Origin of the sequence: Streptomyces sp. NPDC047974, assembly GCF_040653375.1 — a bacterium.
In the GTDB taxonomy this organism is placed as follows: Bacteria; Actinomycetota; Actinomycetes; order Streptomycetales; family Streptomycetaceae; genus Streptomyces.
Map to the genome: position 1 here is coordinate 1 of NZ_JBEZNU010000062.1, position 15,182 is coordinate 15,182.

General features: G+C 66.9%; 9 protein-coding genes and 1 pseudogene. 4 read left to right on the forward strand and 6 right to left on the reverse strand.

What is annotated here, in order from left to right; genetic code table 11:
* Positions 1–86: pseudogene (locus tag AB0E19_RS37285) on the forward strand (IS5/IS1182 family transposase); the annotation flags it as partial.
* A gap of 26 nt (positions 87–112) precedes the next feature.
* Here AB0E19_RS37285 and AB0E19_RS37290 read toward each other — a convergent pair.
* The 3 genes from AB0E19_RS37290 to AB0E19_RS37300 all read right to left on the reverse strand — a co-directional run bounded on the left by AB0E19_RS37290 (position 113) and on the right by AB0E19_RS37300 (position 7,853).
* Positions 113–868: a transposase family protein gene (locus AB0E19_RS37290; protein ID WP_362189259.1), complete on the reverse strand. Its 756-nt coding sequence runs from the start codon at positions 866–868 to the stop codon at positions 113–115.
* A gap of 351 nt (positions 869–1,219) precedes the next feature.
* Positions 1,220–1,699, reverse strand: coding sequence for a PH domain-containing protein (locus tag AB0E19_RS37295; RefSeq protein WP_362189283.1), 480 nt, complete (start codon positions 1,697–1,699; stop codon positions 1,220–1,222).
* Between the two features lie 139 nt (positions 1,700–1,838).
* Positions 1,839–7,853: an RHS repeat-associated core domain-containing protein gene (locus AB0E19_RS37300; protein ID WP_362189262.1), complete on the reverse strand. Its 6,015-nt coding sequence runs from the start codon at positions 7,851–7,853 to the stop codon at positions 1,839–1,841.
* 571 nt (positions 7,854–8,424) lie between these two features.
* On the opposite strand from AB0E19_RS37300, the gene AB0E19_RS37305 reads away from it, so the two are divergent.
* A complete protein-coding gene (locus AB0E19_RS37305; RefSeq protein ID WP_362189265.1) occupies positions 8,425–11,466 on the forward strand; it encodes a VCBS repeat-containing protein in 3,042 nt (1,013 codons plus the stop codon).
* A gap of 369 nt (positions 11,467–11,835) precedes the next feature.
* Here the strand turns inward: AB0E19_RS37305 and AB0E19_RS37310 are convergent, their stop codons facing one another.
* The 3 genes from AB0E19_RS37310 to AB0E19_RS37320 all read right to left on the reverse strand — a co-directional run bounded on the left by AB0E19_RS37310 (position 11,836) and on the right by AB0E19_RS37320 (position 13,331).
* Positions 11,836–12,003, reverse strand: coding sequence for a hypothetical protein (locus AB0E19_RS37310; RefSeq protein WP_362189268.1), 168 nt, complete (start codon positions 12,001–12,003; stop codon positions 11,836–11,838).
* Between the two features lie 93 nt (positions 12,004–12,096).
* The gene (locus AB0E19_RS37315) at positions 12,097–12,810 is read right to left on the reverse strand and encodes a hypothetical protein (protein ID WP_362189271.1); all 714 of its coding nucleotides are present in this window, start codon (positions 12,808–12,810) and stop codon (positions 12,097–12,099) included.
* Positions 12,807–13,331, reverse strand: coding sequence for a sigma-70 family RNA polymerase sigma factor (locus AB0E19_RS37320; RefSeq protein ID WP_362189274.1), 525 nt, complete (start codon positions 13,329–13,331; stop codon positions 12,807–12,809). The genes AB0E19_RS37315 and AB0E19_RS37320 overlap by 4 nt, the downstream gene beginning before the upstream one ends.
* A gap of 489 nt (positions 13,332–13,820) precedes the next feature.
* Between AB0E19_RS37320 and AB0E19_RS37325 the strand changes: the two genes are divergently transcribed.
* Both AB0E19_RS37325 and AB0E19_RS37330 read left to right on the forward strand, forming a co-directional pair.
* Positions 13,821–14,507 (forward strand): HNH endonuclease family protein, encoded by a 687-nt coding sequence (locus tag AB0E19_RS37325; RefSeq protein WP_362189277.1) that lies wholly within the window; start codon positions 13,821–13,823, stop codon positions 14,505–14,507.
* A gap of 251 nt (positions 14,508–14,758) precedes the next feature.
* Complete coding sequence (locus AB0E19_RS37330) at positions 14,759–15,001, forward strand: hypothetical protein (protein WP_362189280.1); 243 nt, start codon at positions 14,759–14,761, stop codon at positions 14,999–15,001.
* Positions 15,002–15,182 lie beyond the last annotated feature (181 nt).

Here is a 15,182-nt window from a genome sequence, read left to right on the forward strand (position 1 = left end):
GGCGGATCTTCCGCAAAGCACGGGTCAGCCCCAACCGACTCACGTCAATCACCAAAGCCGTCCTCACCCTCGAGAGACGACGCTGAAGATCCTTACTGAGCCTTTTCCAACCTCACGCTGACGCGTGGTGAAGGACGAGGACGGCCTTCACCACGTCGGTGATTCGGTTGGTGCTGCAGCGGAGCTTTCGCAGGAGACGCCAGCTCTTCAGGGTGGCCATGGCCTGCTCGCCAAGGCAGCGGATCTTGGCGTGGGTGGTGTTGTGGCGGCGCTTCCACCGCGTGAGGCGCCGGCCCCGAAACGGTACGCGGACGGGGTTGCCGGCGCCTTGGTACGCCTTGTCGGCCCAGGACTTGAGTCCTGCTTCGGTGAGGGCTTCGATGATCCCGTGCTGCCGCGCGGCGGTCAGGTCGTGAGTCGAGCCGGGCAGAGCCGGCGAGACCCAGAGCAGCCGTCCGAACGGATCGGTGAGGACCTGCACGTTCATGCCGTGGCGCTTGTGCTTCCCGGAGTAGTAGGGGGTGTCGGCGGCTATGCGGTCGATCGGCAGCAGGGTGCCGTCGAGGATAACAAACGCCTTCTCCCGGATCATCCGCATCGCCTCGGCCAGGCACGGGGCAAGGCCGGCCAGGGCCTCGACGACTTCACGTATGTAGCGGTAGACGGTCGCGATCCCGACATCGAACCCGGCGGCCAGCTGGGCGTAGGTGTCACCGCATCGCAGGTGGGCCAGGGCGAGCAGGGCCTGTCGCGAGGCGGGAAGGCGTCGCCAACGCGTCCCGATCTCCCGCCGCCTGGCCTCCAGCCGTCCGGTCAGGAACCGCAAGGTGCGGCTGGACAGATCAATCGCCGACGGGTAGACAAGCACACGAAGCTCCTGGCAGACACGGGTGATCTTGGTCGAGAACCCGTCTACCAGGACCTTCGTCGTTGCGCAGGCCCGTCCAACTCGCGGTCATCACCGCCAGCTTGGAAAGAGCTCACTGCCACGACGGTCGGCGTCGCCGTGCTCATACCCGCCAAGTTGCTGGTCCGGCGCCTCGAGCAAATCTCGAACGGCGACGTCTCCGAGACCTGCCCGCCTGACCAGGCTTCTGCATCCAAGGCCTGACGGAACGTCCGCCTCATCGTCGAAGTGATCGGGCCGTCGGCTCCCTGAGGGCAAAGGAGCCAAGTGTAAGCCGACGGCCCAATCGAAACGCTGTGGAAGCCAACAACATCATCCGGAAGTAAAGGACACCCAGATGGCCCCCACCACCGACAGGACGAGGCACAGAACCAGACACGCATCAGCACTCGGGCATCGAGTCCAGTGGATCTTTGGACCTGCCGTTGTTGGGGCAGTGCTCGTCATACGATCGGAGAGGAGCCAGGCGTGGATATTTCGCTGCGCCTTATCGCTCGAACCTTTAAACCGATCGACGAGAGATCCTCCGAACGCAAACGACGCGATAGGCCGGTCTGTGTTGATGTGAATCTCGAGCGTTCCTTCATCGCCAACCGATACTTCTCGGATCGCGGCTTTGGGCACGTGATGGGTCCGCAGTGGATTTACCACCGTGAGAGTGTCATCGCTCAGAATTACCTTGCAACTCGCGATCCTTCCAGCGATTCCAGAGAGCGCCAAGTAAATCGGTATCCCTTGCCAGCCCACTCGGAAACCATTCATCGAGCTAACCTTGTAGACCGCCGCGAGCATGCCGATTCCCAGTCCCAAGATGACTATCCAAGAGATAATTACCCAGGAACTCCGCCTCAGCACAATCAAGTTCACTGTAACTTGCCTCGCTGTCTTCTGGATCTGACTAATGACACCACATGCAGGGTAAGGCTTTCCTTCAGCAGACCGAGGCGACTGGTGCGTACCCTAGGCTGGCCGACCCTACGCCACAGAACGACATGGAGAGCCCTGCGTTGAGGCCCATGTTCGCAGATGTGGCGCCCAACTCAACCGTCTTCCGGTACCCGTAGATGGTGACGTTCTCTGCTTGATACACGGTCTTGACCCGAGTGCGAGTAACGACTGCCGAAGTTCGCCAACTTCCTGCAATCCCCCTTGCTACAGCGCCGCCAGCCAACGTCCACCCCAGGCTCTTGCCTGCTGTGGCCCACTGCCAACTACCCGTTGTCACGCCGTCGCCGATGAAAGTCGTCCCCACCACTGCCACACCTGCAACGGTGCACATTCCGGCTGAAACGACCACACATGCCCCGAAACCAACGGCTGGCAAGACTCTATTCTTCCAGCCATCCCAGGTGCCGAAGGTGTCATGCAGTCCAGATTTCGATTGGTCCCAGGCTGCCCCCCAGTTTCCTTCCATAATGTTATCGAAGATCCCGTTCTCCTTCTTGCGCTGCTCCGCAGCTGCTTGTGCCTCCCTCTTTGCCTTCCGGTCGTCGGCGTCCTTCTTTGCCTGGGCGTTCTTCTTGGCGTTGTAGTGGAACACCTTGTAGTTTGCGGGGTCGGCGCGGTATTGCCTGTACTTGCGTTGAGATTCGGGGTCTGTCCGGGGTTTCTGGTTCCAAACGTACTGGCCGTTCTTCTGCGTGTAGTAGCCGGTGGTCATGCCTCGGTCTTGCGCGTAGAAGTAGTCGCTGACGCCGTTGCCGCCGACCGGCCCGTCGGGCTTGAGGCCTGTGGGGTCGGCTTTGGTGAGCGGGTTGTTGTGGCCGTAGGAGTAGGCGTTCATCTGGGCCGGGTCGTTGAAGTCGATGACCGGGTCGACCGAGAGGAAGCGGCCCATGGCCGGATCATATTCGCGGGCGCCGAGGTGGGTCAGGGTCGTGGGGTCGTTGGTGCCGCCGACGAAGCCGCGGGTGGCGAAGGCCGGTGACTGGGTTGTGCGCAGTTCGCCGAAGGGGAGCTGTTTGCGATGGGTCACGGCGAGGGTGGCGGTGTTGATGGCGGTCAGGGCCGTGCCCTGGTGGTCGCCGACCAGGTAGGAGATGGTCGTGCCGGTGCGGACCGCGATGGTCTCGCCGGCGTGGGTGTAGTAGCGGGTGGCGTTCTTCGTGGTGCCGTTGGCCGCCAGCTTCAGCTCATCGCCGTTGGGCAGGGTCAGTACCTGGGTGCCGTCGCCGTTCCTGGTGAGGAGGCGGGTGCCGTCGGCGTCGTAGACGTAGCTGGTGGTCTTGCCGGCCTCGGTGAGGGTGGCAAGGTGACCCTCGGCGTCCCAGGTGAGGTTCTGTGTCTTGGTGCCGATCGTGCGGTTGGTGGTGTTGCCGGTCGCGTCGTACTGGAAGGTGCTGACGCGGCCGTTGTCGGCACCACCGGTGACGGTGGCCTGCTCCACCGCGTGCGGTCGGGCGGACCCGCCGGGCGTGTACGCGGTGGTGGCGCCGGTGAGCTTGTCCTGCTGCTCGGTGCGGTTGCCCAGCTTGTCGTAGCCGTACGTCAGCCAGTACGCGTCCGGGCCGCCGACGCTCGTGGTGCTCGGCGCGGTGGTGCAGTCGGTCTTGCCCGTCCACGCCTGGGTGAGGCGGCCGAACTGGTCATTGGTGAAGCACTGACGGTCGGTGGACGCGGTGGCGTCCTGGCCGGTGGTGCTGGTCCGGCTGGTGACGTTGCCCGCCGGGTCGTAGGTGTACAGGGAGTGGTCGACCCGCTGGGGGGCGAGGAACCGGTCCGTGGTCCGCTCGATCAGGCGGCCGGTGTGATCGTCGTACGCCTGGGTCCGCCAGACCTTCTTGTCGAGCTCGTGCCCGAACTCGGTGCCGACGGGGCGGCCGTAGTGGTCGTACTGGACGTTGGCGACGAGGATGACGCCTTCGCGGGTGGTGCGGTAGGGCTGGTCGTCGCTGTTGTAGTTGGTGGTGACACGCTCGGACGGAATGTCGCCGATCGCGGGGTTGAGCGTCCAAAACAGGGCGCCGGTCTGGTCGTGGTAGCCGTAGCTCCACGTGTAGGTGCCGGCAAGGCCGCCCGCGGCGGCGGGGACAGTCAGGCTGCTCGACGTCGGCTGGTACCGGTCGTTCAGGCCGCCTATCTGCTCCTTGTACTCGGCCCCGTCGACGTATCGGCTGCTGCTGGTGAGCTGGCCCTTGGCGAGGGTGTCGTACGTCCACGTGGCGAGCGTCGTGGTGCCGTTCTTGACCTCGGTCTTGCGGCCGAGCTTGTCGTAGCTGGTGGTCAGCGTGGTGTTGCGGGCGTCCTTGGCAGTGACGACCTGGCCCAGTGCGTCGTAGGTGAGGACGCTGAGGCCCTTGTCGGGGTCGGCCACCTGGGTCTTCTGGCCACGGCTGTCGTACGTGTACGACCAGGTGTTGCCGGCCGGGTCGGTGACCGAGTCCGGCTCTCCGTACTTCCCGTACGTGTAGGTCGTGGTCTGCGGCTGGGTCTGCCCGGCGCCGGCGTACTGGATGAGCTGGGTCGCGCGTCCCCTGGCGTCGGTCACCTTCGTGGTGACGGTGCCGCCCTGGGGCGGGGTGACGGTGACGCGGTCGCCTCCGTAGACGGTCTTGGTCCGCCACTTCTCGGTGCCGCGGAAGAGCGAGACGGCGTCGGTGACGCGGCCGAGGCCGTCGTAGGTGTTCTCGGTGACGTTGTCGACGGCGTTCTCCTGCTTCGCCGTGTACAGGGTCGTCGACGGGGCGACGTCGCCGTAGTAGGGGGCGAAGCTCTTGGCGACCCAGCCACGGGTGTCGTAGACGGTCTCCGTCAGGATCGTGTGCTGCGTGGCGACCGCAGGGGTCTGGGTCTGGCGTTCACGGAGCAGCCCGTCGTACAGGGCATGAGTGACCCGGTACTCACCATTCTGCTTGAGGGTCTTGGAGGTGACCGCGTTGGGCTCGGTCCGCGAGATCTTGTACTCGTACTGGACGGAGGGCTGGGTGGTGTGGTCGGCCTTGGGCCAGCCGGGCTGCCACACCTGGATGACGCGGCCGAGGCCGTCATGGACCGCGTCCGTGCGCTTGCCGTTGGCGTCCACCACCGCGGTGGCGACCCCGCGCAGCAGATCGTAGGTCGTGGTGGTGGCGTGCCCGAGTGCGTTGGTCACCTTCATGGAGGTGGGGATGCCCGTGGCCGGCGTGTACGCGGTCGTGGTGGTGTTCCCGAGCGCATCGGCCTCGGTCAGCTCACGGCCGTACTGGTCGTAGGTGTGCTTGGCCGTGGTGATGATGCCGGTGCCTGCGGCGTCCTGCTCGTCGAGGCGGGTGACGTTCCCCTTCACCGGCGCGGTGGTCAGGGAGGTGGCGCCGTCGTAGTAGCGGCGTTCCGTGGAGATCAGGTCGGCCGGCAGGGTCGTGGGCGCGCCGCACGGCCTGGCCACGGTCTGGACCTGCGTGGGCAGCCCGAGCAGGGTGCCGGGCGCGTAGGTGGTCGTGGTGCATTCCTCGTCGCCGGACTTGGCGGTGTCGCCGAGCCGGGATTCGGTCAGCAGGTCGCCGTTCGAGTCGTACGTGCGGTGGGTCTCGGTGGTGCGCCAGCTCTGGCCGACGGCCGTACGCTGCTTCTCCTTCGCGCCACCCGTGATGTAGGCGTGGCGGGCGGGGAGTCCTTCGGCGCGGGTCTCGGTCGCCTTTGCGGTCGACACCCACGGGGTGTAGCTGGTGTTCGTCTCCAGGCGGCCGCCGTCACCGTTGTACGTGGCTTCGTCGCGGATCATGCCCGTGAACGCCGCGTGGTCGGTGACCGCGAGTCCCTCGCTGTCCTTCACTGCGGCACCAGGGATACCACGGAAGTACCGGTATTCCTTGAGGGTGCGCGGGGCCGGGGAGGTGCCGGAGCGGACCTGGACCAGGCCGTAGCCCTTACGGTCGCTGTAAGTGAGGTGTTTGGCGTTGGTGAACTCGTCGTCCGGGGCCTTGGCCCACGCCATGCCCTCGGGGTAGGTGTACTCGGTCCGCTTGGGGACCCCGCCGGCGGTGTTGTCGGTTTCGACGATCAGGTTGACCGCGTAGGCGTGGAACCAGTCGAGGTACGGCTCGTAGTTGTCGGACGGCGCGTCAGGCGGAGACCACTTGACCGGGTAGCAGCGTCGAGTGTTCGAAGCGTCAGGCGAGGGGAGGCTGGTGGCGGAGCAGTTCTCGGGCGTGTAGCCGACACCAATGGTGCCGCCGGATTCGGTGTTGACAGCCGTGACCCGGTAGCGGCGCAGACCAGGGACCGGGTCCGGTTCGCCTCCCGTGGTGGCGCCTTCGACGCGGTTCGGCAGAGCAGTGCCCATGAAGGTGACGATGGGGAGCTTGACGTCACCGGTGCCGGTGTGCCCGGTGCGGGTGATCGACCTGAGCCAGAGCGGGGTGCCGCCGTCGCCGGGGTTGGGGAAGTTGGCGTCCAGGGCCCAGGTGTCGACCGGCTTCCAGGCGCTGGTGGACCAGACCTGGGTGGCGATGGTGGCGAGCCTGTAGCGGGTCCAGAAGGACGGCGAGTAGCGGTCCTTGCAGTCTGTTCCAGCGCAGTGCCGGTCGAAGGGCACGTCGGGCCAGTTCTTCGCGTGGGCCGCGTCGAAGGTGCCACAGTCGGTGACGCACCGCTGGGAGTAGTAGAAGACGACCCTGGCGGTGGACTGGCCGTAGAGGGCGGTGTCGCGCAGGCCGTACTCGATGCGCTTGAGGTAGCCGCTGCGGTCGTACGGGGTCGCGGTGGACGCGCCGGTGCTGGGGTTGACGTTGAGGCCGTAGTAGTTGCCTTCCTCGCCCCAGTAGTACGTCATGGCGTTGCCGTGCCGGTCGACGACGTAGTCGAGGTTCCAGCGCCATGCCTGCTGGCACCAGGCGTCCTTGAAGGACGCGTTGTAGCAGGGCTCGCCGGAGTGGTTGCCGAAGACGGGGACCGTCCAGGTGGACCGGGTCTCGTCCTTGTCCGAGTCCCAGCCGTCGAGCCGGTTGGCACCGAAGTAGTACCGGGTGCCGTCTGGCGTCGTCACCTTCCAGTACTCGCCGTTGTTGTCACCGTTGTTGTCGCCGAAGTTGTCGGCGCCGGCGTCGGTCGCCTTCTCGATGGTCGTGCCGTCGTCGGCTTCCAGGTGCCAGTCGCCCGAGGCGGTGTCCCGGATCAGCTGGTTCGTACGGCCGTTGAGGTTGAGGACCGCATTGTCCTTCTTCCAGCACAGGTCACCGACCTTGGCGGTGGTGTTGTTGCTGCCGGTCTTGTCGTCCATGCAGGAGATGTACTGGCGCTCGATGTAGCCCGGCTCCATCGACCAGCCGTCGCCGATCCCGCCGGGCTGGTTGTTGGTCGCGGCGGTCCGGCCGTCGACGGCCAGCGAGCTGTAGCCGATCGACAGCTTCGGGCTGACGTCACCGGGTACGTCAGGAGCGGTGACGTCGTAGCTCCAGCTGAACCCTCCACCGGAGCCGCCGGCCGACCAGGACCCGGACGGGGAGAGCGACGTCGCACGGAAGTCGCCGGACGCACCGGCCGCGGCGGCGGTGGCGACGACCACCGTGGCCTCCCCCGCCACGGCGGACAGGGCGACGGGCGCACTCAGCTTGCCGGACTCGGTGTCATTCGCCGTCGGGAGCTCCGTCTCCCTGGCACAACCCTTGACCCCGGGAGTGGTCAGCGCGCAGGCAGGCAGGGCGCGGAGCCGCAGGCGCGAGGCCCAGTCTCCGCCGTAGGCGTGGCGGAAGGCGTCGTAGTCCAGCTCGACCTGGACTGTGCCGGTGGCCTTCTGAAGGGGTTCGACAGAGAGCGCGACGCCCTCGACCCCGAGTCGCTTCGCCGTGTCACGGCCGAGGACCCGGACGCGCGTCTTCTCACCGCTCTTGGCGTTCTGCTTCCAGACCCGGACACCTGAGACGCTCTCGTCGGCCAGCGGTGAGATCCGTGCGTCCTTGTTCGTGGACGACAGCAGCGCCGAGGCCCGGCCGAGTCCCTGCTCGGCTGAAGCCGCGGCTGGCCAGGTCACACTGGGTGCCTGCCACCTGGTGTCGGACGTCTCCCCTTTGCTCTGCGCGGCCCTTCTCGGCGCCTTCACCGGCTCGACCTGTATCGGATCGGTCTTCTCCGGCGCCCCGGGCTGCCATGCCACGGCGGCTGCCGCAACCGGCCCTCCGAGCAGCCCGGCGGCCAGGAATCCCGCTGTGAGCACTGAGACCGCCCCCAGACGGCCCCTCCCTGTCCGCGCTCTGCGTTTCCCTAATCCATTCATGATCGTTATCTCCCACCCCTGAGCGTGTGTGCGTCAGAAAAGATCAGCAATTTACGGAACCTAGTGCTCGGCTCGTCGGCATTTGCCCGAATGAGGAGAAAGAGGTCCTCAATCCATCAGGTCGGCATCACCAATCCCGGGCATAGGTTCGCCAACCGCCCTCCCTGTCCACTCCCGCCAGGCCCTTTCACGCCAACCCCTGAAACCATGCCGAAGGAACCCCCGCCCGCTCGCGATGGCGACCTAGTGTTCGAAGCGACTGATCCGGGGAGGGAGATTCATGAGGGATCGGAAGACCAGAACGAGACCGGCGAACACCGCCGTCGTCGTGACCGCTACCACCGCCGCTCTGCTCGGCGCATTGCTCGCCCCCCAGGGAGCGGCAGCCCTGACAGCCGAGGAGGCGGTCCTGACCCAGTCGGCCCCGCCCCCGCAGCAGCCCGAGGAGGAGGCAGGCCGGCAGGCCAGGGAGACGGGCGAACGCGTCGAGGTCCTGGCCCTGCGCACCGAAACGTCCCAGGTCTTTGCCGACCCGTCAGGCACGTTCACCCAGGAGCAGTACGTACTGCCCCGGTGGACGAGAAAGGACCACAAGCTCGTCCCGATCGACACGAACCTGAGCCCTGGACCGGATGGCCGGCTAGCCCCCGGCGCGACTACGACCGGAGTGTCCTTCTCAGGTGGCGGCTCGGGACCGGCGGTGACCATCGAGCAGGACGGCCGCAGCATCGCGCTCAACTGGCCCACGCCACTGCCGGCCCCCGAGACCGTCGGTGACACCGCGACATACCGCGAAGTACTGCCCGATGTGGATCTGCAGCTGCGGGCCGGCAACAAAGGCTTCGGCCAGCTCCTTGTCGTCAAGACGCCTGAGGCGGCTGCGAACCCGGCACTCAAGACCATCCGCATGGCCATGGTCACGAACGGCCTGGACGTCGCTGCCGACACCGACGGCAACCTGACCGCGGTGAATCCGGCCGGCCAGGAGGTCTTCACGGCCCCCACCCCCCGCATGTGGGACAGCTCGACGGCCGCCAGCCAAGCCCGCACGCTCGCCGGCGACACCTCAGTACCGCCCAGCGACCCCTTCGAGCCCGGATACGGCGCGAAGGAAGCCCAGATCGATCTCACGGTCACCGACGACGCCCTGACCCTGCAGCCGAACCAGCAGCTCCTTGCCGATCAGGACACCACCTACCCGGTGTTCATCGACCCGACGTTCTCCGCCCCCGGGGTACGCGAGGCATGGGCCCTCGCCTACAAGCGCACCCCGAACACGGCGTACTACAACGGAGCCGGCTGGCACAACGAGGACGGCAGCGTCGGAACCAACCTCGCGCGCGTCGGCTACGAGAACTACACCAACGGGCTCGGACGCTCGTTCTTCCGCATGGACTCCAACAACCTGTGGAACACCAACAAGTACATCAAGGGCTCCACATTCCGGATCAAGAACGTCTGGTCCTGGTCCTGCGAGAACCGCGGCGTGGAACTGTGGCTCACCGGCGCGATCTCCTCGTCGACCACCTGGAACAACACCGACAACAGCACCATGTGGGCCCGGAAGCTCGACTCCGCCAACGAGTCACACGGATACTCCGGATGCGCGGCCGCGAACATCGCCTTCGACACCACTTCCGCCGCCAAGGAAGCGGTCACGAAGAAGTGGAACAACATCACGATCGGACTCCGTGCGACCAACGAGTCCGACGTGTTCGCATGGAAGAAGTTCGACGCCGGCACCGCCATGATGACCACCACCTACAACACGTACCCGAAGCTCCCGTCGAACATCTGGACCAGCCCGGACACCAACGCTCCCGAGTGCATAGCCGGCCCGTACATGAATGCGACGATCGGCAATGTCGATGTGACACTCGCGGCCACCGTGTCGGACCCTGACGGCGGCATCGTCAAGGCCCGCTTCTCCCTGTGGCCCACAGGCCACGGCGCTTCCTCCATCGAAGCGGTCAGGACCGTCGAAGTCTCCTCCGGCAAGAGCGCCAGAACAGTAATCTCGAATGACGACCTGAAGAAAATGCAGGCCGCCGCTGGTATGTCACCGGACGATACGACCTCCTTCTCCTGGCAGGTTCGCGCCGAGGACGGAGAACTCACCGGCCCCTGGACTACCGTCTGCTCCTTCTCCTTCGATGCCAAAGGGCCGGATTCCGCGCCCAGCGTGACCTCCGACCAGTTCCCCGACGGCGCCGACGGATGGCCGGAGCAGACGGGCATGGCCCGCACGACAGGCAGCTTCCGTTTCACGATGACGGAGGTGGTCTCGGCCTTCGAGTACTGGACCGACTGGGACCCGACCATCCGCAAGATCACGCTTCCCCTTGGCGGCGGCTTGTACAGCGGCGTCAGCCTCACCCCGCCCAGCGTGGGCAGGCACGCCGTCACCGTCCGCGCCTTGGACGCCGGCGGTAACCTCTCCCTCACCGCCCGCTACTGGTTCTACGCCAACGGCACCGGTATCCCCGACAAACCCGGCGACCTCAACGGTGACGGCCTCGCCGACTTCTACGGCGTACGCAGCGATGGGGAACTGTGGTTCTACGCCGGTCACGGCACCGGCGTCATGGCCCCCGCCGTCGTCGCGTCGAACCAGGACTTCAGCGGCGCGGACATCACCCGCCGAGGCGACTGGACCCAGGACGGGTACGAAGACCTCATCGCCCTCAACGGAGCCACCGACGGCAAGAGCCTCACGCTCCACCCCAACAACGGGTTCGGGCACGCGTGCTCGAAGCAATACGAGGCAGCCGACGGCGTCTCCAAGGCATGCCAGTACAACAAGGAGACTCTGTTCGTCTTCGACAGCGCCAACAACCACTGGTCCAACGCCGACCAGATCCTCGCCGTAGGTGACGTCGACGGACCTCTCGACACCGATGCCGATGGCACGTTCGATGTGCCTGCCCATCCCGATCTCCTGGTCAAGCAGGGCAACCTGCTGTGGCTGTACTACGGCTCGGCAGACCACTCCCTCGACGGCAGCCGCCAGCCCAAGCTCATCGGCACCTCCGGGTGGGGCCCCTACACCCTCGCCGCCCCCGGCGACCACAACAAGGACGGCTACCTCGACCTGATCGCCCGCCACAACACCACCGGCGAACTCCGCCTCTACTCCGGCGGCAAGGACGGCGCCACCCTCGGCTCCGGCGACCACTACACCGTCATCGGCAGCGCCTGGACCGCCACCAACCGCCCCCTCCTCACCGCAGTACCCGACGCCAACAAGGACGGCACCCCCGACATGTGGGCCACCAGCGCCGACGGAAAGCTCTACTTCTACCCCAACGCCCTGGGCTCAGGAACAGTCGTCGGACTCGGAGGCTGGACCCCCTTCCGCGACCTCACCTGATCCGACCGGCCTCAAGAACTCGCTCCAACAGGCACACAGACGAGGCCACCACGTGCCCTGCGAAGCCTCATACGTCTTCGCGAGGGCCACTCGGTGGCCGTCGTCTTCAAACAGGGGGTTGAGGGGAAAGGGTTGTCGTTGTCGGGCGCGGCGGGGTATTGGTGTGCTGGGCCGACGGCGGCGAGGTGCGCTTCGAGGACGAGTGAATGAGGTCTCCCTGGTCTTCACCAGCCCGGCGGGAGCCGCAGCCTCACCCGGGACGCGGACCTGTGGAGACGGTCGCTCCAGCTCCTACTGGACATACGAAGGTCCCCGCACCCGGTGGGTGCGGGGACCTTGCTGTACGTCCGGCCCGGGGATGCCGGAGGGTCAGATCTGCTGCTGGAGCAGGACGAAGCCGAGGCTGACGATGCCGGCGCCGGTGGCGTAGGCGGCACCGCGCAGGGCGCTGGAGAGCACGGCGGTGCGGCGGCGGTTGATCCAGGAGCGCATGCGCGCGGCCCTGTTCCCTGCGCGGGGGTGGCGGTTACTGTGCATGGCAGGTACTCCGTTCTTCGGGGTGCTGGTGTGTGGTCCGGCGGGGGCTGGGCGGCCTAGGAACCATCGGCCCCGTGCCGGGCCTCGCTGTTTTCAGGGGCGGCCGGCGAGTTCATGGATGCGGTCGGTCAGGGCGTGGTCGGGTCGGCAGACCAGGCCGTCGCCGTCATCGGTGTGCCGGTCGGCCAGCCGGTCGACGTCAGCCTCGAGGCCGCCGGTGAGCACGGCTCGGCTGGTGTCGTGGCGGGCCGAGTAGCCGGTGAAGTGCTCCAGGGCCTTCAGGAACGTCTGCGGGTCGACGGCAGGGCCGCGGTTGGGGCGGAACAGGGCGGTGATCTGGCGCTTCCAGAACTGGGCGTCGCGGTCGTCGCCGAGGGCGAGGTGGTCGAGGTAGAGGCAGTACGCCGCGGCACTGGATCCTGCGCCGGCCGCGAACCGCCACCAGAACCGGGCGCTCTCGGGGTGACGGGCAAGGTAGAGCATGCAGGCGAAGACGAGGACGCCTTCGATGTCGACGCCGGTGGTCCAGCCGTCGAACTGCGCGACGGTGTCGTCGTCGCCGAGGAGCGCGGTCAGCTTCTCCATGTGGGAGGCGGCTCCGGCCTGGGTGACCGTAACCCGCGCCATCACGCCGAGCCTGCGGCGCGCGCTGGGGTGCCCGCCCGCGGGCTGCGGGTCGGGGGCCGGCAGGTGGCTTGTGGCCTGGGCGATGCGGCGAAGTCCGGCGCCGACGTCGAAGGCGCGGCGGGGCTCGCGGACGGCGTTGTCGGCGTTGGCGAAGAGCTGCTCCCAGGTGGTGCTGCTCACTGGGTGTCCTCCTTTTTGATCGGCCGCGTGGCGCGGCGGTGGATGGGGGCCAGGCGCTCTTGGGCCCTGCGGATGTGGTGGGTGACGGTGCCAGGGGTGAGGCCCATGTACAGGGCGGTCTTCTTGGTGTCGTACCCGGCGATGTAGCGCAGGACGATGGCGTCGAACTGGCGGGGGGAGAGCTTGGCGAGTGCCGGGTAGAGGCCGATGCCGCTGTCGCGCGCGGCGAGTTCCTCGCGGAGGCCGCCCATCAGCTCGTCGAGGATGGCACGGCGCAGGATCAGCCAGGTCTGTGCCTGGAGGTCGTTCTCGCCGAGCAGGGTGTCCCAGCGGACGCGGATCTCCACGTAGGCGTTGTGGACGGCGTTCTCGGCTCGTTCGTTGGCCAGCAGGATGCCCAGCGCGTACTCGTGGAAGGCTTCCTGGTTGGTGAGGTAGTGGGCTTCGTACTCCAGTGGAAACGGGAGCGGGGCCTCGGCCACAGGCACGCGGCCGTCCTCCTCACGCACGTTGTCGGTCATGGATCCTCTTCGTTGAGGTCTGGTAGGGCCGGCGGCTCCCCGGCGCCGCCATGGATCACTCAACCGGCCCAATCGGCCGAACACGCATGCGCGCTTCCACCAATTTCACACCCTGCGACGAGACGGGCGCTTTCCGTGATCATTTTACGGTCACGCCTGCCCTGACCTGCGAAAATGAGACTTCAAGGCGTAGCACGTGTGCACTGGAGTGACGGACGTCACAATCGAGGCTTCCGATGTCCGAGCGACTTCTTGCCACCAACGAGTGAAACCCGCCAACCCGACTACCTGGAATGCGAGTTGACAGGTTCAGGCTCAGCCTGCTCGGCGCACCGAACAGCTTGATCAGCCGGTCCTCGTCCCGTGAACGACCTGATCCGTCTGTGGGGCCGGAGGACCGTTTCCCCGGTGAACTTCGTCCCCCACAGGGAGGACACCCCTTCAGATTCGTGCACGTCAGACTTGCTGGAACCGCTATCTCTAGCGTCCGTGATCAAGAACCTGGCGCGTTCCGCCACCCTCGCCCTGCTCCTTGCCCCGCTCGCCCTTCCCTCGCAGGCCACCGCGGCCGGCGTGCCCGCGGCTGCCGCTCCGGCCGCGACCGTGCTCGCCCTGGCGGACGCAGTCGGCCAACTCCCCATCACCGACGAGGCGCGTGAGGGCTACACCCGGGAGGCGTTCAAGCACTGGAACGTCGGCCTCAACCCGGCCGACGGGTGCAACACACGCGCGGAGGTCCTGCAGGCCGAGGCGGTCGAATCGCCTGCCGTGGCGGCCGGCTGCAAGCTGTCCGGCGGGCTGTGGGTGTCGTACTACGACGGCCAGGAGGTCAACGACCCCACGAAGCTCGACATCGACCACATGGTCCCGCTCGCCGAGGCCTGGGACTCCGGCGCGAGCGCCTGGGACGCCAAGCGCCGCGAGGCGTACGCGAACGACCAGGACGCCGCCGCCTCCCTGGTCGCCGTCACCGCCCGCACCAACCGCCAGAAGGCCGACCAGGACCCGGCGACCTGGATGCCGCCCCACCCCGACGCCCAGTGCCGCTACATCGGCGAGTGGACGGCGACGAAGCTCCGCTGGGGTCTTGCCGCAGACCAGGCCGAGGCCGACGCGCTGACGGTGTACGCCGAAGCGTGCGAGACGACCGTCGTGCACTACACCCCGGCGCCGTAGCCGCATGTCGCTCGCTCATGGCCCGGGCCGCAGCGGGGCGGCCCGCGCACGCCGCAGGATGTGCACCGCATCTTGGCGCCCCCGGTGCATCCGCACCCCGGGCCCTGGGCGGGTGACCCCCGGCCTGTTCAGGCGCCACCGCCGCACCCGTACCGTCTCGTCCACAGGCTTCCCGAGGAACCGCGGATGACGACCAGACGCTGAAGGGGACGCCGGGCGAAACGCTGACGATCGGGCAGTCCGTTCTGCCGGTGGCCGGCGGCGGGTACGCGAAGACGAAGCCCGCCTACCTGCCGCTCGAGGCCGGACACCAATACGTCGTCGGGACTGTCCCCGACACGGACTACGGCGACGGCTGGGTCCGGTTCGTGACCAGCGTCGACACCGACACCACGGTTGCCGTGGAGCGGTGGACCACCGCAGTCGCCCAACAAGCCGCCCCGCACCCGAACCCCGCCTGCACCGACACAACCACGATCAACGCCACGCCCTAGGGACGGACACAGCAGTGTGCCTCGCGCTCGAGGAGTACGGGGCACACCGTGGGGAGTCTCGGGATCGCCGGGCTGAGGCTTATGGCGAGCAATAGTCAATAGTTGTGGATCAGGTCGTTTCTCTTGATCCGTTTTGGTCACTGCCTGCCTCCAGCTGTCTGCGCAGATGTCTGATCTCTGC